This window comes from Streptomyces tsukubensis (assembly GCF_003932715.1).
GTDB classification, from domain to species: Bacteria; Actinomycetota; Actinomycetes; order Streptomycetales; family Streptomycetaceae; genus Streptomyces; species Streptomyces tsukubensis.
Map to the genome: position 1 here is coordinate 6,367,873 of NZ_CP020700.1, position 19,090 is coordinate 6,386,962.

At 70.4% G+C, this 19,090-nt stretch carries 21 protein-coding genes and 2 pseudogenes; 16 read left to right on the top strand and 7 right to left on the bottom strand.

What is annotated here, in order from left to right; genetic code table 11:
- Positions 1–83: 83 nt before the first annotated feature.
- The 15 genes from B7R87_RS26425 to B7R87_RS33215 all read left to right on the top strand — a co-directional run bounded on the left by B7R87_RS26425 (position 84) and on the right by B7R87_RS33215 (position 10,535).
- Positions 84–734, top strand: coding sequence for a DUF4913 domain-containing protein (locus B7R87_RS26425; RefSeq protein ID WP_006345980.1), 651 nt, complete (start codon positions 84–86; stop codon positions 732–734).
- A complete protein-coding gene (locus B7R87_RS26430) occupies positions 731–1,195 on the top strand; it encodes a hypothetical protein (RefSeq protein ID WP_006345979.1) in 465 nt (154 codons plus the stop codon). The genes B7R87_RS26425 and B7R87_RS26430 overlap by 4 nt, the downstream gene beginning before the upstream one ends.
- On the top strand, positions 1,192–1,818 hold the full coding sequence (locus B7R87_RS26435) for a DUF3631 domain-containing protein (protein ID WP_006345978.1): 627 nt from the start codon (positions 1,192–1,194) through the stop codon (positions 1,816–1,818). Before B7R87_RS26430 ends, B7R87_RS26435 begins: the two co-directional genes overlap by 4 nt.
- Before the next feature lie 429 nt (positions 1,819–2,247).
- Positions 2,248–2,541 (top strand): hypothetical protein, encoded by a 294-nt coding sequence (locus B7R87_RS33815; protein WP_006345977.1) that lies wholly within the window; start codon positions 2,248–2,250, stop codon positions 2,539–2,541.
- Between the two features lie 45 nt (positions 2,542–2,586).
- Positions 2,587–3,294, top strand: coding sequence for a hypothetical protein (locus tag B7R87_RS26445; protein WP_006345976.1), 708 nt, complete (start codon positions 2,587–2,589; stop codon positions 3,292–3,294).
- 162 nt (positions 3,295–3,456) lie between these two features.
- The gene (locus B7R87_RS26450; protein ID WP_100249061.1) at positions 3,457–3,807 is read left to right on the top strand and encodes an SH3 domain-containing protein; all 351 of its coding nucleotides are present in this window, start codon (positions 3,457–3,459) and stop codon (positions 3,805–3,807) included.
- Positions 3,808–3,871: 64 nt separating this feature from the next.
- Positions 3,872–4,351, top strand: a complete 480-nt coding sequence (locus tag B7R87_RS26455; RefSeq protein WP_006345974.1) for a hypothetical protein — start codon at positions 3,872–3,874, stop codon at positions 4,349–4,351.
- Entirely contained in the window at positions 4,351–4,773 is a 423-nt protein-coding gene (locus B7R87_RS26460; RefSeq protein WP_006345973.1) for a hypothetical protein, read from the top strand. Before B7R87_RS26455 ends, B7R87_RS26460 begins: the two co-directional genes overlap by 1 nt.
- A 100-nt stretch (positions 4,774–4,873) precedes the next feature.
- Positions 4,874–5,605 carry a winged helix-turn-helix transcriptional regulator gene (locus B7R87_RS26465; RefSeq protein WP_006345972.1) on the top strand — a complete coding sequence of 244 codons (732 nt, stop codon included), beginning with the start codon at positions 4,874–4,876 and terminating at the stop codon, positions 5,603–5,605.
- Positions 5,602–6,087 (top strand): hypothetical protein, encoded by a 486-nt coding sequence (locus tag B7R87_RS26470; RefSeq protein WP_006345971.1) that lies wholly within the window; start codon positions 5,602–5,604, stop codon positions 6,085–6,087. Before B7R87_RS26465 ends, B7R87_RS26470 begins: the two co-directional genes overlap by 4 nt.
- On the top strand, positions 6,084–6,920 hold the full coding sequence (locus B7R87_RS26475; RefSeq protein ID WP_006345970.1) for a DUF317 domain-containing protein: 837 nt from the start codon (positions 6,084–6,086) through the stop codon (positions 6,918–6,920). Before B7R87_RS26470 ends, B7R87_RS26475 begins: the two co-directional genes overlap by 4 nt.
- A gap of 22 nt (positions 6,921–6,942) precedes the next feature.
- Complete coding sequence (locus B7R87_RS26480) at positions 6,943–7,425, top strand: hypothetical protein (protein WP_006345969.1); 483 nt, start codon at positions 6,943–6,945, stop codon at positions 7,423–7,425.
- The gene (locus B7R87_RS26485) at positions 7,415–8,062 is read left to right on the top strand and encodes a hypothetical protein (RefSeq protein ID WP_006345968.1); all 648 of its coding nucleotides are present in this window, start codon (positions 7,415–7,417) and stop codon (positions 8,060–8,062) included. Before B7R87_RS26480 ends, B7R87_RS26485 begins: the two co-directional genes overlap by 11 nt.
- 73 nt (positions 8,063–8,135) lie before the next feature.
- Positions 8,136–9,893, top strand: coding sequence for a SpaA isopeptide-forming pilin-related protein (locus B7R87_RS26490; protein WP_006345967.1), 1,758 nt, complete (start codon positions 8,136–8,138; stop codon positions 9,891–9,893).
- Between the two features lie 324 nt (positions 9,894–10,217).
- Positions 10,218–10,535 (top strand): hypothetical protein, encoded by a 318-nt coding sequence (locus tag B7R87_RS33215; protein ID WP_198965080.1) that lies wholly within the window; start codon positions 10,218–10,220, stop codon positions 10,533–10,535.
- A gap of 578 nt (positions 10,536–11,113) precedes the next feature.
- Here B7R87_RS33215 and B7R87_RS26500 read toward each other — a convergent pair.
- The 4 genes and pseudogenes from B7R87_RS26500 to B7R87_RS26515 form a co-directional block, all read right to left on the bottom strand.
- Positions 11,114–11,824 carry a type 1 glutamine amidotransferase domain-containing protein gene (locus tag B7R87_RS26500; protein WP_006345966.1) on the bottom strand — a complete coding sequence of 237 codons (711 nt, stop codon included), beginning with the start codon at positions 11,822–11,824 and terminating at the stop codon, positions 11,114–11,116.
- Between the two features lie 69 nt (positions 11,825–11,893).
- Positions 11,894–13,485, bottom strand: a pseudogene (locus B7R87_RS26505) (succinic semialdehyde dehydrogenase).
- Positions 13,486–13,491: 6 nt separating this feature from the next.
- Positions 13,492–14,417, bottom strand: a pseudogene (locus B7R87_RS26510) (acetoacetate decarboxylase family protein).
- 106 nt (positions 14,418–14,523) lie between these two features.
- Positions 14,524–15,099: a TetR/AcrR family transcriptional regulator gene (locus tag B7R87_RS26515; protein WP_040913812.1), complete on the bottom strand. Its 576-nt coding sequence runs from the start codon at positions 15,097–15,099 to the stop codon at positions 14,524–14,526.
- Between the two features lie 203 nt (positions 15,100–15,302).
- Between B7R87_RS26515 and B7R87_RS26520 the strand changes: the two genes are divergently transcribed.
- Positions 15,303–16,223: an NAD-dependent epimerase/dehydratase family protein gene (locus B7R87_RS26520; RefSeq protein WP_006345964.1), complete on the top strand. Its 921-nt coding sequence runs from the start codon at positions 15,303–15,305 to the stop codon at positions 16,221–16,223.
- Here B7R87_RS26520 and B7R87_RS33820 read toward each other — a convergent pair.
- From B7R87_RS33820 to B7R87_RS26535, 3 genes are all read right to left on the bottom strand, one after another.
- Positions 16,187–16,837 (bottom strand): helix-turn-helix domain-containing protein, encoded by a 651-nt coding sequence (locus tag B7R87_RS33820; RefSeq protein ID WP_233169089.1) that lies wholly within the window; start codon positions 16,835–16,837, stop codon positions 16,187–16,189. The genes B7R87_RS26520 and B7R87_RS33820 overlap by 37 nt on opposite strands.
- A gap of 313 nt (positions 16,838–17,150) precedes the next feature.
- A complete protein-coding gene (locus B7R87_RS26530; RefSeq protein WP_040913811.1) occupies positions 17,151–18,125 on the bottom strand; it encodes an alpha/beta hydrolase in 975 nt (324 codons plus the stop codon).
- Positions 18,126–18,682: 557 nt separating this feature from the next.
- Positions 18,683–19,039, bottom strand: coding sequence for a hypothetical protein (locus tag B7R87_RS26535; RefSeq protein ID WP_006345961.1), 357 nt, complete (start codon positions 19,037–19,039; stop codon positions 18,683–18,685).
- Positions 19,040–19,090 lie beyond the last annotated feature (51 nt).

Below are 19,090 nucleotides of genomic sequence, written 5' to 3' on the forward strand. Positions count from 1 at the left end.
CTTGAAACCGCCCCCCGGTTCGCTTCGGTTCAAGGAGACCTGAATTCTTGTCCAACCCCATAGATCCCCTCGACGAAGGGGAGATGGAGCCCATCCGGTTTCCCGAGTCCGGTCGGGAAAGCATTGAGGCGGATGTCCGCAGGCTCATGGACCGGACGGCGGAGCAGGCGCAGCAGCTCGACAGCCTCTCCGCCGGGCCCGGGGCGGACTCCGCCCTCGGCCCCGGGCCCGGGCTCGGTCCTCGTTCGTCGCCGTTTGCCGGTTTCGGTCTCGCGGGGTACCCGGGAATGCCCGGTATGCCTCCGCCGCCCCCTCCGCCTCCGGAGCCGAAGCCGATCCTCGAACTCGACGGCGAGCAGCTTGAGGACGAGGTCGATGCTCTGACCGACTGGGTCGACGGTTTCCTTCTGCCCGCCTACGGGGCGGAGGTCACCACTGCGGCGCCGTGGTGTGACCGGTGGCAGGAGCACCGTGATGTGATCGGGTGGCTGCATGCCCTGTGGATGGCCTACCAGCAGCACAAGGAGCCCGATGCCGGGCTGTCCGGGATGCTGGTGTGGCACCGGGACTTCCTTACCCACACCATGGCCGCCGTACGGGCTCCCGGCGGGCCGTTGTCGGCCTGTATGACCGATCCGGACCGGCCCGCCCACCGGCTGCTGCCCGGCCCCAAGCCCTCCACCCGCACTCCGCGGCCCGCCCCGGCGGACCAGTCCGGGGAGGCCAGTTCATGACGGCGATCCGGTCGGGGCTCAGCCTTGACCCGCGGGTGGTCACCGACCTCCTGGGTGCGCCCGAGGCGGTGCGCGAGCACGTCCTCGCCCGCCTGCCCGGGCTGACCACCGGCACAGCACCGGGCGGCGTCCGCCTGCCGGGCGGGCTGTCCGGCCTCCGCGAACTGCCGCTCGGCGACCAGGCTCAGTGGGGCCTCGTCTACATCCAGCGCCCTGCTCCGCCGTCCTCCGCGCACCGTACGGAGGTACATGTCGTGGCTGTCCGGCCCGCCGGTCCCCGGCTGCACGAAACGGCCCGCGCCCGGCTCGGCTTCACCCGCCCCCTCGGCGCTATGGCCCACGCCTCCCGCACCCGCTCCCCCCAGCTACCGCTCCGCCACTGGGCGACCCCAGCACGCCCTCCGCTTTCGCGGCCGGCGCTTCCCCTGTCCCCGCCCACCCCGAGAGGTCCCGTACTTTGACGAACCCGTTCCCGTTCCCCACTGATTTCGATCTCGTTGCCGCCGCTGTGCTCAGGACCCCGCTGCCCCGGGAGCTGCCCCGTCACCGGGCGATCCTCGACGCCGCCCTGACCGTCCAGCGCCTCGACGCGCAGATCTTCGGACCCGACAGCCCCACCGAGGACGAGGTCCTGGCCGATGCCGATCTGGCCGAGGAGATCACCGGCCTCCTCGTCGACCGGCTCGCCGCCGGACGCCAACTGGCACTCCTGCTCTCCGCAACCTCCTGCCCCTGCAACGCCTCCGACGACGGCGCGGACGACGCACCGGATCCCAGCGACGAGGGACCGGAGTTCCTTTCCTGCCCCGCCGGGCCGCAGTCGCCCGGCGTTCTGGATGCGGCGCTCGGGGCCTTCGCCGATTTCGGGAACCCCGACGCCCTCGCCTCCGCCGACCTGGTCAACGCGCTCCGCACCCGGCCCGGTACGGCGGAGGGACGCTGGCGCTACGCCGACCTCACCCCTGCCCGCCTCGCCCAGCTCCTGGCCCCGTATGAGATCCAGAGCCGTGACATCACTCTCCCCGACGGGCGGCGCCGCAAGGCATACCGGCTGTCGGCGCTCCGGTCCGCTGCGGACCGATGAACTGTGCCGTTCCTGGCACGAAGCCCACGTTCCGTACGCCGGTGACGACGACGCTGACTGATCTCGACCACCGGATCGAGGCCGCCGTCAACCGCAGCGTCGATACCCTGTGGGGCCAGCGGGACCGCGGCCTGCTCGACGGGCCCCTCTCCGCCCTGACGGGCGCCCACCATACCCTCGCCCAGGCGGAGTGTGGCGTCACCTTCTACCGCGAGCTGCTGCACCGGCTCGCCAGCGGCGAGTACCCGGTCGACAAGGCGCTGCTGGACCGCGTGGAGCGCACTGCCGGCCAGCTGCGGGACGCGGTCCGTCAGCGGGATGCCGCCCGGGCCGGGGCGCTGACCGCGCTGGAGAGGGCCGAAGCCGCCGTCCGTACGACGTCGCCCGTCAGCGCCGTGGTGGAGCTGTCTGTCGCCCCAGGATCAGGCCGTGCTGCTGGCCATCGCCCAGGGCGCCAGGCTCCGCGAACTCCTGCTCACTCAAAGGGTATCGGTGGTGACCGCATCCGGCACCCGGATCGGTGCCGAGATCCTGCGCCGACTGGAGGCGGACGGGCTCGTCGAGCGCGACACGACCCACCCGCTCCACGCCGGGCAGCCCGTGGCCCTCACCGACGCCGGACGCACCGCGCTCTCCGCGCCCCGCCCACCGGCACCACCGCCTGCCGCGCCATCACCGCGGGTGGGCTCCTGGCCGACCCCGGCCGCACGCTTCCGCCACTGAACCGCACCGCCTGGGCCCCGTTGTCCGGAGGCCCTTGGGAGGCCCATGCCTGACGATCCGGATTTCCGCCTCGACGGCTACAAGGCGGCCGGTGACCAGATCGAAGACGCTTTCATTCACTACATCGGCGTCTTCGACTTCACCGGGCTCGCCGAACACCACACCCCCGACGGTCACAGCTACTACGTTCTCCACGGCGGGCCCGCCATCGTGGTGCTCCCCGGCGAGCCCCAGCTCGTCGCCCTGCACATCCAGCGGGACTCCGAAGCCGGGGTCTACCGGTTCGAGCACGCGAGGCTGCCGCTGGCCGCGATGGCCCAAAACTGGCTGATCGCCCGCGGCTGCCCCAGAGAAGGCATCCGAATACCTCCGGGTGCGGGGGCGGTGCCGGCCGACGCCCGGACCCGTGCGCTGGAAGAACAGCTCGTCGACGACCGCGACTTCGCGTTCCTCGCCAGCTACACCCACGACTCCTCCACGACCCAGGAGACCACTGTCCTGCTGCGCGCGGTCGACGAGACCGAACCGCTGCCGTTCCGGGTGCTGCTGGAGCGCGTCGACACCACGGCCCGGTCGCGCACCCTGCGCGAAGGCGCCTTCCGGGCCTTCGGTCACGCCACCTCCTGGTGGGAGACCCACTGGCGCGGCCATTCCCCGGAACTCCCCTTTGTTTCCCGCCGCGCACCTGGCCGCAGGGCACTGCCCGCGGGCCCGGTGTCGGCCGACCCGTGGTCCCCGGGCCGGGCCCGCTGACCCCCCGCCGTTCGCCATACGCCGCCCACGGGCGGGCGGCGAAAGGTATCAGTACTTTCCCGGTTCGTGAAACCGGGGATTCTCCGGACTCTTGAAAAGGCACCGGACGCCGTTCCCTCCGGGCCGATTTCCGCATGTCCATTACTCGTTAGGAGATCCCTCATGCCTATTCGACGTTTTACCGTCACTGCCGCCGTGCTGGGCGGACTCGCGCTCCCGCTGCTCGCGGCCCCTTCGGCGACCGCCGCAGTCCCGTCGGCCCCGTCCGTTGTCACGGCTGTCTCGCAGCCCTGTGAGCGGCCCGGGCGCTGGGTGGTCGGCACGAAGGCCGTCACGATCCGCTCCAAGGCGACCACCGCCTCGACGGCCGTCGGCATCCTCTACAAGCACCACAGCTTCACCGTCCACAAGACCAGCGGCGCCTGGCACCACATCACCGACAAGACCACCGGGGTCAGGGGATGGGTGAGCGCCAAGTACGTCTACCGCACCGTCCGCATGTGCCTCAACTAACCCCTCTCGGGCCTGTTTCTTCAACCCTTCCAATTCCCGGCAGCGACATGTGAAAGGAGTTCCTGTGGACGACGACGCCGACGTGATGCGCGTCTTCACCCGGCGGATCGAGGAACGGTTCGGGATGGGATTGTCCGCGCTGCGGCGGGCGGTCGCCGCAGCGCCGCACGCGAGTCCGGAGGCGGTGGAGGCCGTGCGCTGGCACGGCCTCCTGGCCACCGCGCAGAGTGCGCTGGAGCGGGCCGAGGACGCGCTCGTCGCCGTCCTCGACACCTCACCCACCCCTGCTGACCTGGTTGAGGACCACGAGCGGGTCATGCTGTTCGCCAGCCGCGTCAACGAGGCGCTCGGGATCCGGGACGGCCGCGCGACTGTTCTCCGGTTCCTCCTCGACCCCGACACCCCGGGCACCCATGGTCCCGCGGCCTGGCGCGGAGCCGTCGCCGCGCACCGCCGGGGCAACCCCGCGCTGCCGACCACCACCCCGACCGTGCCGCACGCGCCCTCCGCGCTCGCCCCGGTCCGGCGCGGGAAGGCTCGCTGATGAACGGCCGGCCGACCGCCCGGAGTCTGGGCGAGCGCATCGAATCCCTCTACGGCCGGCCCCTGGCCGAACTCAAGGATCATGCCGACCACCACCGGTCCGGGGGCAGCATGCTCGCCGCCCTCCTCGCTGGCCTGACCGATCTCCAGCTCGCCGAGCGGGGGATCACCTTCCACCGCGACCGGCTGCTGCACCTCGCCCGGCCGGACCGCACGATCGGGACGTTCGACGCCGGTCACCTGCTCGACAACGCCCGCCGCATCGGTGAAGCGGTCGCCGTCCGCGACGCCCACGCCCGGACCCTGACCGCGGTCCTCGACAGCCTCCGCCCCGCCCCCGCGGCGGAGGCACCCGCCGCCGTACCGGCACCACCGGCGCTCCCCGTGCCCGCCGGGTCAGCCCACGCGGCCCGCACCCTCTGAACACACCCCGCATCTCTTCGCGCTAGGAGTTCTTCCCCTGACCACGCACGCCCCCGCGCCCGCCCCTGCCGATCTGTCGCGCGTCACCGAAACGCTGTCCATGCTCACCCCGCGCTGGACCGTCCATCTGGTGCTGGTCGTGGCCGAGCAGCCGCTGCGCTACACGGAGATCAAGCAGCGGATGCGGATGTCCGACGGCCAGCTCCACCCCAAGCTCCGCCAGCTCGTCGATCTGGGGCTGGCCGACCGTACCGAGCACGGTGTCCGCCATGTCGCCTACGGGCTCACCCGCCGCGGCACGGATCTGCTGCCGGTCCTGGCCGCCATCGCCACCTGGGCCGACACGCATCTGGAGCAAGCTCCCGACCCGGCACCCGAGACGGGGGTGTTCCGGCGGGCCCGTGATATCGAGGACGCCCTCGTGCTGATCGCCGCCCGGCACGCCACGCCGATCCTGTGGACGCTCGCGGTGCGGGGAACCGCCACCGCCGCCACGGTGGCCGCCGACGCGATGCCCGGTCACCGGCTCAGCTCGGTCTACCCCCGGCTGCGGCAGCTCGTCGGCGACGGCCTCGCAGAAGCGACGGACGGTACGTTCCGCCTCTCCGACTCCGGCCGCGCCCTGGCACCCGTCTACAGCGCGATGGCCGCGTGGGCGGCCGGACGCCCCCTCGCCGGCGCCGCCGCCCACCCGCTCCGCGGAATGCCCACGATCCAGACCCGGCTTCCGGCTCCCGCCATCACGACCGCATGGCGCGCGGCCGATCTCTTCTCCCACCAGCCCCCCGCCCGCGCCTTCGCGGGCGCACCGGCAGGAGGCCACCGCCGATGACCACCACCAGCATCCCGAACTACGACCGGCTCGCCCGTACCGTCGCCGTGCTGTCCGACCCGGGATTGATCCGGCTGATCACCGAGATCGACGACCACGGCCCCGTCCCGAGGGCTGGCCTCGCCCGCACCTTCCCGGACCTGCCCCGCCACGAACTCCTCCGGGCCCGCGACACCGCCCGCGATCTCGGACTCATCAGCACCGGCAGTGGCGCGGGGCACGGAGCATACAAACTCGCCGGCCGCGGGGCTGATCTTGCGGAGCTGTACGACCGGGCAGCCCGCTGGGCCCGCGCCCGCGACCTTCCCGCGCGTGACTCCAGTTTCGTCACCCGCGTCCGCACCACCCTCGACCACCTCACCCGGCCCGGCCACCACAACGAGACGGCGGCGTCCGGGGCCGGCCATCTTCTGGACGCTCTTCTCGGGTGGACCGCGGTGACCCCGGGCGTCGCCCACCGGATCCTTCCGGAGGCGGCATGACGATGAGTGATCCGGACGACGTGTACGTCCACCCCCGCTATCTCGCAGGGTCGACCTCGACCGGCGACCCGGGGCTGAGACCGGCGCTCGACGCCGGCTGGGAGATCAGCCACGACGAACTCGGCAACGTGTTCGTCCCCGCCCCGGACCAGCGGATCCGGATCGGCTACCTGCCCGAGGACGACGACGCCCTGTGGAAGATCGCCGCCTACCAGCAGCCGTTCGCCACACCCCGCTGGGCGGCGGCCTTCAGCACCGAATGCCCCACGGAGTTCATCACCGCCTTCACCACCGCCCTCGTCCCCCTCCACACCCAGGACGACGCGTTTCTCCACGAAGGACTCGGCCGCGCCGACGACCCCCACCCGGTCCTCTCCCCCCTGACAGACGCCGACTGGACGGTGACCGACAACTGGTGGATCAGCGAGACGACCTCCCCCGACGGCCTCGCAGGCGCCTGGTACCGCCGCGGCGCCCTCGACCACAACAACGAGCTCACCAGCAACAAGACCCGCTGGCAGATGTGGGGCGGCACCGGATACGCCAGCTGGTACGCCGTCTTCTCCACCCACACCCCCAGCCGTCTCATCACCGCCACCGCCACGGCGCTCGCCGACCCCGCACCCGTCCTGCGCTGGAAAGACGGCCTCCGGCCCAACGACCCCGACCACGTCACCATCACACCCGTACGCCCTCCCGCGCCCACACCACTGGACATCCTCCGCGCCCGGCGCCCCGCCCCGGCTCCGCGGACCGTGGCGGTCCCGCGCTGGTCCACCAGCACCCCCTCCGCCCCCCTGCCCCGCCCCTCCCGCCCCGCAGCCCGACGCTGACCCCGCCCATTCGGAGCATCTGTTGTCCCTGCACACCGAGGAGTTCTTCACCACCGCACTTCCCCACCGGCTCGACGGATCCACCGTCGGAGACGCGTTCTACGCCCAGGCCCCCGACCGGGGCATCCGGCTGAGGATCGACTTCTACGAGACCCGCCAGCACACCTACGGCGGCCTGCGGCTGTCGGTGATTCATCCCGAGAAAGGTCGGCTCGACACCGCGATCCTGTCCTTCGCCGACCACGGCACCTACCGCGCCCGCGACCTCCGCACCGGCACCCTGCCCGGCACCAGCGGATACGCCACGATCCGCAACTTCCCCCACGACGAAACCCACCGGCCCTGGAAGGGCGGCGACTTCGCCACCCTGGCCGACGCCGTCCACCGCTACGCCCGCACCTGGGGTATCCCCCTAGCCAGGCCCGCAGCCCGTACGGCCCCGCGCACCACGGCACCGGCAGCCACCCCTTCCCCGGCCGGAGGGACCACCGCCCGTGCTCGATAACCTCCTCCACGAGCTCCACACCCACGGCATCCGGCCGCACGTCACCGGCCACCGCCCCGGCACACCACCCTGGACTCAGGCCGAGTTCACCCTCGGCCCGGTCGCGGTCCGCCTGTTCGACCACCACGAGCCGTCCCGGACCACGGTGGAGATGCGCCACCTCCCCGTACGGCACATCCCCGCCCTCCTGAACGCCGTCGGCGCCACCCCCGACCCCGAACTGCTCGACTTTCCTTCCCTGCCGGAGGACTTCGAGGGCGAGGCAGCCCGGTGGCTCGCCGACCAGATGGGCAACACCCTGGGGATGGTCCGCAAGTGGCCCGTCCCCGGGGCGGAGAACGACGCGGACCCCGCCTTGTACACCGACCACTTGTCCACCTGCTGGTCCGGCCCCGCCTGGGCACTCCTCGAACTATCCGGACCCTCCCTCCACGCCCCCTGCACCCTGCGGATGGGCCAGCTCACCGACACCACGGTCCACGCCGTCATCACCACCCTCACCCGCACCGCGCCCCCCCACGACGCCGAAGACGTCCACCGGTCCTGCCCGGCTACCGCCGGTACTCACGGCCGAGGCCAGATCCACCCCCGGCCCCAGATGACCTGTCGCCGTGCCACCCGACCTCCTTCCCCGTAGGGTCGCCGCCGATCGCCGCTGACAACCACCCCTTCCGATTCCTGATGAGCCCGACGTAGGAGCACCACCCCTTTTGCACGCACCCCTCACCCGCGGCGTCCGCCGCCCCCTCGCCGTCGCGGTTGCCGCCGCCGTCGCGGGCACCCTCGCCACCGCACCCCCCGCCATCGCGGCGGACCATTTCGGACCCGGCTACGCCATCCCCGACGCCGACGGAAACCCGGGCGCGAGCCACATCGGTGCCTACGGCCCGCCCGGCCCCCAGGTCGCGGGCGACCGGCAGACCTACTGTGCCGATCCCGAGAAGAAGGGCCCCCACCAGGCCGACGGCTACAGCACCCCCAGGACGGTCACGTCCTGGACCTCGTCCGTCACCGGCAAGCCGGTCCCCAAGGCGAACATCGCCTACGCCTCCTACGTGATCGGCAAGTACGGGCAGACCAGGGACGACGCGCAGGCGGCGGCCGTGGACGCTGCCGTCTACGAATGGCTTGCCGGCGGTACCTACGCCCTCGACGGAAAGCGCGGCCAGGAACGCTTGTCGTATCCCGTGGTGTCTGCGACGTCCCGCACGCTCGCCCAGAAGTACGTCGCCGAAGCGGCGAAGTACGCGGGACCGTACCGGCTCGAGATCACGCCCTCGGCGACCACCATCCACACCGGCACCGAGGTCACCGTGGACGTGGAGGTCATCTCCACCCTCACCGGCCGCCCGATTCCCGGCGTCGCCGTCAAGATCACCGGAACAGGGGCCACGGCCGCCGGTGGGACCGTGACCACGGGCAAGACCGGTGCCGCGGAGTGGGCGTTCACCGCGTCGAAGGAGGGCACTGCGACGGTCTCCGCGACCGCGACCGGCCTGCCGGGATCGGAGCTGAAGGTCCTCACCCCCAACAACTCCCAGGCGCAGCGGATGCTGCTGGCGGGGGACACCACCACCGCCAAGGACATGGCCGCCGTGAAGGTCGACCAGGCGCCCGGCGGCGTCACCATCCACAAGGAGAACCCCGAAGGTGACGTACTCGTCGGCGCGGTCTTCCAGCTCCTCGACAAGACGACCGGCAAGCTGGTCGCTGAGGGCAAGACGGGCGAGAAGGGCGTGCTGGTCTTCGACGGGATCGCCCCCGGCACCTACACCCTGCGCGAGACCGACACCGGCGACACCGATCACGACCTCGTCCCCGACCAGGACATCACCATCGTCTCCGGCCGCACCGCCCAGGCCAACCCGGTCACGATCGTCGACCCGTTCAAGGACGCCGACCTCCTCCTCCGCAAGACTGACAAGACCAGCGGCAGGGCACTGACGGGCGCCGTCATCAACATCGCCGAGAACACCGTCAAGGACGGCGAGGACGCGCCCGGCAAGCAGATCCTCTCCCTGACCACCGGCAAGGACGGCACCGCGAAGGCGAAGCTCGATGTCAAGCTCCGCTCGGGTTCCCGCTATTGGGCCACCGAGGTCACCGCCCCCGACGGCTACCAGCTCGACGCCCAACCCATCCCCTTCACCGCCAAGCCCGGCGAGACCGTCACCGTCACGGTCCCGAACACCCCCGAACCCACCACACCGCCCCCGACCACTCCGCCCACCACACCTCCGGCGACACCGCCCACGACCCCGCCGACCGTGCCGCCGAAGCCGGAACCCCCCAAGCCGGAAACGCCGCCCGACCCGTCCGGGAGCCTCGCCCACACTGGCGCGGACACCGCCCCCTGGCTCATCGGCGGCGCCGCCGTCCTCCTCACCGCCGGAGTCGGCGCCCTGTGGGCCACCCGCCGCCGCACCACCCACAACACCACCACAGGAGACGACCAGCACGCGGCCTGATGTCCCCGGCCGCGCCGTAGCCGGCCCACCGGCACCGTGGAACCCGAGCACCGTCCGACCCGAGAGGGCCGGGAGGAACCGAAAGGCTTCCTTCCGGCCCTCTCCGGTGTACCGGACCAGCCAGGACGCCCAGGTGCCGTGGAGGGCCCTCCCCGCCGGCGAGCGCCGGCCGTCCCCGCCGCACGCCGACCGGCACACGCCAGGTCGGCTTGTCCACCTTTCCGCTGGTTCGAATCGCGGTGATCTCTCGGTGTCACCGCAACGGACACCACCGCCATGCCGTTACGCGTGATCTGCACGCTCTCAGATGGGACACTTGGCCACATGAAAGAGGTGCGCTGCGGGCGATGCGACAACATCATCGGCATGGGATGCGCCTGCCCTCCTGACGGCAGCGTGCCCAAGGCGCGCCCGGAGGAAAGACGTGTTCGACAGGAGTGGCGGCGGTTCCCCGGCACCGCCATCCTGATCAAACGGGATGGCAAGGCGCACGTTCCAGGTGCCTGCGATCACATGACGGAAGACGATGTGCAGCCTCCGAAGTGGGGCTGGATTCTCGATCCGCCCCCAGGAGATTGGGGCCGTATCAGCGAAAGCTGCCCGGCAGTCGCCAATGGGGGAACGCGCAGCTGCGGGCGATGAGCCGTTGCACGACGTGCATGGGGACTCTCGGCGGCTGATGATCTGCAGGGCCTGCTGTGCTGTGGGGTAGCTGACCAGAGGGCCGACGGCTTGCCGTCGGCCCCCGTGCGTTTCGTGGTTCCGGGCACGCCAGACGCGGCACGACTCGGTCCGACGGCAAAGCGAATGGGTTGGATGTAGGCTCTCCCGGCTCGCGGCATTGGGCGTCCCGTTGACCAGCAGCTCTTCCTCAGTCTCAAGTTGAGGCCACTGACGGCCTGTCTCACGACCGCGTCATTTCCTCGTTCGCTTCGTTGCGCTGGGCGCAGGTCGACCGGGCCCGCGCTGAGTCTGTGCGTGAGGCAGGTAATCCGTTGCTGACCATGGTTGCGTCGGAGGACTTCGCAGGGGCGCCGTCTCAGGCCCCCGGCAGGCTGGTGGCGGTACCGGTCTGCCGGGGGAGCGCTGGCGGTCCGGCGAGGCCGACGGTCGCGGACGGGTGGTTGACCGCCCGGCCGTTCTGTCGTCGCCGGTATGGAGCGCGTCCTTCAGCGACATCCGTCCAGGAGCCTTCCGTCACCGGAGGGTTGCGTCTCGACTTACCGTCGCTTCTTCGACGTGTTGCCCTCGATGGCTTCGACGACCTTCTTCGCTGTGGCCTTGGCCGAGCCCGGGTTCTGGCCGGTGACCAGGTTGCCGTCGGTCACGACGTAGGAGACGAACGGCAGTGTCGCCTTCTCGTAGAGCGCGCCGCGCTGCTTGGCCTTCTCCTCGGCGTTGTAGGGGACCAGTTTGTCGACGCGGGCGAGGACCTCCTCGGTCCAGGCGAATCCCGTCATTTTGCGGCCGGCGATGAGGTAGGAGCTGTCTGAGAGCCGGGTGTTGAGCAGGCCGCAGTAGCCGTGGCAGACCGAGGAGACGATGCCGCCGCGCTCGTAGATCTCGCGGGTGATGCGCTGCAGGCCCTCGCTGTCGGGGAAGTCGTACATCACCGCGTGACCGCCGGTGAAGTAGATCGCATCGTACGCGGACGGGTCGATCTGGTCCGGGCTCGCCGTGTTCTCGAGCATGGCCATCTTTCCGGGGTCGGCGTGCCATGCCTTGGCGGTCTTGTCGTAGTTCGGGAATTTCAGTGCACGCGGTTCGAGCGGCACAGGGCCGCCGGCCGGGCTGACGAGCGTCTGCTCGTAGCCGTGCTCCTCGAAGATGTGCCAGGCGTGCGTGAGCTCGGAGAGCCACAGGCCGGTGGTGTGGGACGGGTCGTCGTAGTGGCCGACGTTGGTGACGACGTTGAGGACGCGCTTGGTCATGGCTGATCTTCCCTCGTGCGGACCGGGATGGAGTGGAGGCGGGCCGTCGTAGCCGGAGCCAGTGGTCGGTCAGCGGACGCCCAGGGCACGCAGCGTCTTGAACGCCCGGGTCAGGATCCGCGCCCACTGCTCGTGCTCGACTCTGCTGGGCGGGGTGAAACCCTGGAGGCGCTGGTGGGCGACCGTCTGGGCTTCGGTGTACTTGAGCAGCCCGTCGGCGCCGTGACGGCGGCCGAGGCCCGAGTCGCCCATGCCGGCCATGGGTGCGTCGATGCTTCCCCAGGCGGCGGCGAACGCCTCGTTGACATTGACGGTGCCGGCGTGCAGCCGTGCCGCGACCTTGCGGGCCTCGGTGCCGTTGCGACCCCAGACGCTTGCGTTGAGGCCATACGGCGTGGCGTTGGCCATCGCCACCGCCTCGTCGGCCGACCGGTAGCGGTAGCGGTAGACCGACACCACGGGGCCGAACGTCTCGTGGTCGAACAGCGTCATCTCAGGGGTCACATCGGTCAGGATCGTCGGCTCGTAGAACAGGGGCCCGAGGTCGGGCCGGGCTTTGCCTCCGGCCAGTACGGTCGCGCCCTTCGATACCGCGTCGTCGACGTGCGAGCTGACGGTCTCGAGCTGCGAGGGGGTGGTCAGCGAGCCCATGTCCACCGAGAAGTCGCAGGCCGCACCCAGGCGCATGGCCCGGGCACGGTCGGCGAACGCGGTGACGAACGCGTCGTGGATCTCATCGGCGACGTAGAGCCGTTCGATGGACACGCACAGCTGGCCGGCCGAGGGGAAGCAGGCGGCGACCGCGCCGGTGGCGGCCTTCTCGACGTCGGCGTCGGCGAGGACGACCATGGCGTTCTTGCCGCCGAGCTCCAGGGACGCGCCGATCAGCCGCTCACCCGCGTCGCGCGCGATCTGGCGCCCGCTGGCGGTGGAACCGGTGAACATCATGTAGTCCCCGCCGGCCATCAGCGCGTCTCCGATGGAGCTGCCACGGCCGACCACCATCTGCCAGACGTCGGGTGGCAGGCCGGCCTCGCGCATCAGGGCCAGTGCCCACAGTGCGGTCAGGGCGGTCTGGGTGTCGGGCTTCTGGACGACGGCGTTGCCGGCCATCAGGGCCGGGATGGCGTCGCCGGCGGCCATGCTGAGCGGGTAGTTCCAGGGCGATATGACGGTGACGACGCCCTTGGGTGGTGCAGCTCGGTGGTGTGGGTCAGCATCGGGATCGCGCCCTTGCGGCGCTTGGGTGAGAGCAGCCGCCGTGCGCTGCGCGCGTAGTAGCGGGCGGTGATCGCGATGTCGCTCACCTCGAGGAACGCGTCGCGGCGGGTCTTGCCGCTCTCGGCCTGCATCAGGTCGAGGGCTTCCTCCTGCCGCTGGAGGACGAGGTCGTGGAAGCGCAGCATGATGCGCTTGCGGTCGGCCACCGGGGTGGCCGACCAGCCGGCTTGCGCGGCGCGTGCCCGGGCGAAGGCGTCCTGGACGTCGTCGGGGGTGGAGATGGGCAGGTCCGCGAGCGGTGCGCCGGTGTACGGGGAGGTCGTGGTGACCCGCTGGGCGCGAGTACCGGCGGCCACCAGGGCGGCCAGGCGGGCGAGCCGGGCCGGCGTCAGCGTTGCCGGGAGGGCGGCCTGGGGGTGGCTGGTGTTCGTGGTGGTCATCTTGTCTCAGCTCCGGTCCTGGAGGGAGGTGGGCACGGGCATGTGCAGCGCCAGCTGGCCCTCGGTGGTGACGTCGAGCTGGATCGTCCGGATCGGCTTCAGCGAGCGCAGGTCGTCGCTCATCCGGCCCTCGCCGAGCCGCAGGTCCAGGCCGCGGGGGAACCGCGTGGTTCCCGAGGAGAGCATGTTGATCTGGCTGGTCGTGGAGTGCCAGGCGCCGTCGATCGTGGTGTAGGAGGCAGGGTCGAGACGTGTGCGCCGGTGGGCCGCGCGGTCTGCTTCGGGGAGGGCGCCGACAGAGCGAGGTCAAGGCCGCCCCGCTCGTTGGCGACCCTGGCGGAGGTGCGCGCGGTGTCGATGTCGACGTCGAGCCCGGTAACCCACTTGGGGAACCCGTAGCCGTCGTGGCCACGCACCTGCGCGATCTCGGTGTTGACCGGGAGCGAGAGTACGTAGGAGTGCAGGGAGTCATTCTTGAGCCCGGCGACCAGGTCGAACAGGCCCAGCCCTCCGTGCCGGGCCGGCTTCACGGCGATACCGACCGCGGCCTCGGTGTAGAAGTCGATGTCGCACACGTCGTACCGGAAGGCCATCACGGAGACGATCCCGAGCCCCGGGGCGATCTCGAGCGGGTCCAGTTCCCGGGGCAGGCGGGCCCGGATCGCCCTGGTCGGCGCGAGCATGGTGAGCCGGGTCGTGGAGATGCGGTAGTAGAAGTTCGGCGTCAGCGTGGGCCCGATGCGGGAGTCCACGCGGCTCTTGGGCATCCGGCGGAAGAAGTCGACACTGCTGACCCGCGGGTCCTGCTCCACCTCGTCGAGGTCGGTGTCCATGCGGAACCGGTCATAGAGGCCGCCTTCGGGGACGGTGATGAGACGCCCTCCGAGAGCGACCTCTACGGTCCGGTCGGTCAGCTTGCCGGTCGATGCCATGAGCCCTCTCCTCCGATGTAAGCGGTGTCAACACCGAGGATTGCACGGCATGTGAGCACCGTCAACACTGGAGAGCGCCAGGCGTGCGCCGGGTGGGCGCCACGCGTCAGGGGCCGACCGACGTGATGGCGAGGAAGGCGCTGCGCACCCGGTCGGCGACCTCCTTGCTCGACCCGGCCTGCAGCTTGCCGTCGAGGTAGAGGCAGGCCAGCCCGTGGGCGAGTCCCCAGCCGGCCGTGGCCAGAGCCGAGGCGTCCGCGTCAGGGAGGACGCGATCGAGCGCGTCGGCCAGCAGCTCATGCAGGGCGTCCGCGGCCTTGACCCGCTCGTCGGCGGCGTCGTCGCACGGCTTGCCGAACATCACACGGAACAGGGCCGGGCGCCGCAGCGCGAAGTCGACGTAGGCGACGGCGAACTCGGCCAGGTCCGGGAGAGCGGCGGGCAGGTCCTGCCCGCCGCCCAGGTCGGCCAGCAGGTTCCGGAAGCCCTCGACGGCGAGCGCAGACTCCAGGGCGTCGCGGTCCTTGAAATGGCGATACGGCGCAGTCTGCGACACACCGGCCCGGCGTGCGACGGCACGCAGCGAGAAGGGCTCGCCGCTCTCCAGCATCTCCATCGCGGCCGACAGCAGCGCCGCCCGCAGGTCGCCGTGATGGTAGCCACTCTTTTCCAATGTTGACACCGCTTACTTCATCCTCCTACGCTGTGTTAGCACCGTAAACATAGCTGATGTCCGGTGGAGCCAGGTGCCCCCGGCTCGGCCAACGACCACGTCGGCTTGGTCCGCATCCCGGCCACGTTGGTCGACCGCATCGTCACGTGGCGGTGCGACGCTGCTCGCAGGTGAGCTGCCACCACCCGCACCATCCACCTCAAGGAGACCCCATGCAGACCGTCCTCGGCGCCGGCGGGCCGATCGCCGACGAGCTCGTGAACGAGCTCCACCGCAACCACACCAAGGACATCCGCCTCGTCAGCCGCAAGCCGTCGAAGGTGAACGACACCGACGAGCTCATGGCCGCAGACCTCACCGACGCCGACGCCACCAGCCGCGCCGTCGCGGGCAGCGACATCGCCTACCTCACCGTCGGCCTGCCCCTGGACTCGGAGCTGTGGGAGCGACAGTTCCCCGTCATGATGCGCAACGTCATCGACGCCTGCGCCGAACACGGCACGAAGCTCGTCTTCTTCGACAACACCTACATGTATCCCGGAACGCCGACGCCCCAGACCGAGTCGACAGCATTCGCGCCGGGCGGGCGCAAGGGACGAGTCCGCGGACAGATCGCCACCATGCTGCTTGAGGCCATGCGGGCCGGACGGGTCGAAGCCCTGATCGGCCGCGCGCCCGAGTTCTACGGTCCCGGCCGGACGAAGAGCTACACGAACTCGTTGGTGTTCGACCGGATCAAGGCGGGCAAGCGGCCGTTCGTCCCGGTCGACGCCCAGGCCAAGCGGTCCCTGATCTGGACCCCCGACGCGAGCCGCGCTCTCGCTCTGCTCGGCAACACTCCGGATGCCTACGGCCAGACGTGGCACCTGCCCATCGACCCGGACCGGCAGTCCTACGCCCAGCTCATCAAGACCGCCGACGAGGTCACCGGCCGCAAGATCGGCTACACGGTCCTGCCGATGCTCGCCTTCGGCCTCGGGCGCCGCTTCGTCAAGCCGCTCGACGAGATGTACGAACTGCTCGTCCGCTACCGCGACGACAACATCTTCGACAGCTCGAAATTCGCGGCCCGCTTTCCCGAATTCCAGGTCACGAGCTATCGGGAGGGAGTGGAGCGGATCCTCGCCGACTGACCCGCCGACGAGTACTCCCGCCGATCGACGCGTGCCGCGATGCCGAACCGGCGCCGATACTCCGACGGCGTCACGCCCGTGGCGCGCAGGAAGAGCCGACGGAAGTTCGATGCGCTCAGGTAGCCGAAGCTGCGGGGGATCTGAGCGACCGGCTCGCTGGTCAGCTCCAGCTCGCGAGCCTTGGCAATGCGCGCCACCTGGAGGTATTCCGTCGCGGTCAGGCCCGTAGCCTCCTTGAACCGCCGCCGGCCGGTGCGCGGGTGCATGGCCGCGGCCCGCGCGAGGTGGTCGACCCACGCCAGGATCCCCGCGGCCATCATGACTTCGACGTCATCGATCACCATGCGTGAGGCGTCCACACGAACCTTCCACCACGGACTTCGAGAGGGCATGCTGAGCCCGACCGTGACAGGTCCGCACGTCGACGAGACCGGAGCGTGGGTCGTCGGAGAGGTCCGTCTGCTGGAGTACGCCGACTGCCAGGTGTCGGCGATCCACGGCCTGCGGGACATCTTCCGTGTCGCCAGCGAGTTCGCCGTGACGTCGGCCGACCCTGCGAGCGTGATCCGGGTCAGCACCTGGGCGGTGTCCGCCACCGACGACGGGCCGGTCATGGTGTGCACCTCGGACACTCATCCTGAGCTCGCGCACCGGCTCAGCCACGTCGTCATCCCGCCGAGCCTCGTCGTACCCGAGCTGATGGTGTCGGTGGGCGAGTTCACCGATGGGCTCGTCGGCCTCCGGTCCGAGGGCACCAGGCTCTGTGCCGTGTGCGCCGGTGTCTTCGTCCTCGCCGAGACGCAGCTGCTCGACTGCCGGGACGCCACGACCCACTGGGCGTTCGCCGAGGAGCTGGCGCGCCGATACCCAGCACAGCGATGGGGCGGCAGACCCTGTCGCGTCTGCCGCCCATGTTCCTGGATGCGGTCACTCCTGCTGGAGCGCCTCTCGCAGCGCGTCGACGGACAGCTTGCGTGCGACATTGGTGGCCGGGGTGTCCCGCAGTCCGTCCAGCAGCATGAAGTCGTGGACGGTCCCGCTGATGCGGACGGCCGTCACCTCGACGCCGGCCTCACGGAGCTTGTTGGCGTACAGCTCGCCCCCGTCCCGCAGGACGTCGGCCTCCGCCGTGATGACGAGGGCGGGCGGCAGCCCCTCAAGGTCCTCAAGGGTCGCCCGCAGCGGCGAGGCGTACTTCTCCTCGCGCTTGGCTTCGTCGGTCGTGTACGCGTCCCAGAACCACTTCATCCCATCGCGGGTGAGATAGTAGTGCTCCGCGAACTGGTGGTAGGACTGCGTGTCGAAGTCCGGCCCGGTCACGGGGTAGAGCAGGATCTGCGCCTTGAGCGCGAGCCCGCCGCGGTCCTTGTTCATCTGCGCGAAGACCGCGGACATGCATCCGCCGACCGACTCGCCGGCGACGGCGACGCGGGAGGTGTCGAGGCCATGGTCGGCGCCGTTGTCCCGCAGCCACTGACCGACGGCGTAATTCTGCTCGACCTGCGTGGGGTACCCCTTCTCGGGCGCCCAGTCGTAGACCGGGAAGACGCCGGCGGCCCCGGCTCCGACGGTGAGCTCCCGGAAGAGGCGGTCGTGGGTCTTGTCGTCGCCGAAGACCCACCCGGCACCGTGGATGTAGAAGACCACGGGCAGCGGGCCCGTGGCGCCCTTGGGCTTGATGATGCGGGTGCGTACGGTGCCCCACTGGCCGGCGTCGACGTCGACCCACTCCTCGTCGACGTCCGGGCGCTCGACGCCTTCGCCGCTCTGCAGGTCGCTGAGGATCTTGCGCCCCTCTTCGGGCGGAACCTCGTAGATCCGCGGGTGCGGGTCGGTGGCGTCGGCGAGCTCCTTGGCCTCAGGTTCCAGGTACGGGGTGGTGGGGGCTGGAAGGTCGGACATCGCTGATCCTTTCCTCGAATGCCGGGTCGCTCGCGTCATGGACGCTACAAACGGATCGCATACAGACCAAGTGCCGCGAACGACTCCCTTCGAGGTGATCGCGACACCCACCCTGAGGTGTGATCCGATGAGCGGTACATAGGGCGGGCCGGTAACAGGAGCCCCCGGAATGCGGCCCGACGGGGACTCCATCGTCAGCAAGCCCCAGTCGCAGCGCGTAGCGGCACGTCCACGGGCGCTGCTTGTGCATGGAATGGGCATGGCGTATTTCCGGTGAGAAGCTCCCCCTGCCAACAGGGTCCGGCACGTCGATGTTGATCGCATTCGCTGATGCGGGTGGGAGTGGTGTGCCGCATACACACTGAGCGGGACCGGCCGTGCCGATTCTGAGTCCTCTGTGCACCATCCTCTGTTCACAGTCGGCGCCGGAATCTTCCTGGTGGGCGGATCGGTACATCGTTCTCAAGGAAGGCGCCACGCACGGTAGCCCGGCTATTCCGGGCCGGCGTCAGATGGTGGACCATCGCTCCGCTCTGTCAGTGCGACCCCGGTTCTTGTCACTTTCTCCTGGGGCGGCCCGGATAGAACCCGGCGGGGCGGAGTTGGACGTCGTTCTTCAGCAGGGCCAGGCGCACGGTGGCGAGGGTGGTTCCTTCACGGTCGGCGATGTCCTGGAGCGACAGGTGGTCGTGCTCGTACCAGGTACGCCATTGCTTGATGCGCCGGGCGGTTTGCTGGGTTCGGCGAAACTGCGGCGGGCTCCAGTCCACCGGGTGCTCGGCAAGCAGGTAGATGACATGCGCGGTGGTGGTCTTCAGCGTGTGTGCGAGCTGGGCGACGGAGAAGTCGCCGACGGGCGTTGCCCGGTGGAGTTGGGCGGCGGTGATGCGTGCGGGGTCCGGCCCGGGGAGCACGAGGTGACGCAGTGACCGCGCGGGGAGGCACGGTGCCCACTGGAGGGGTTC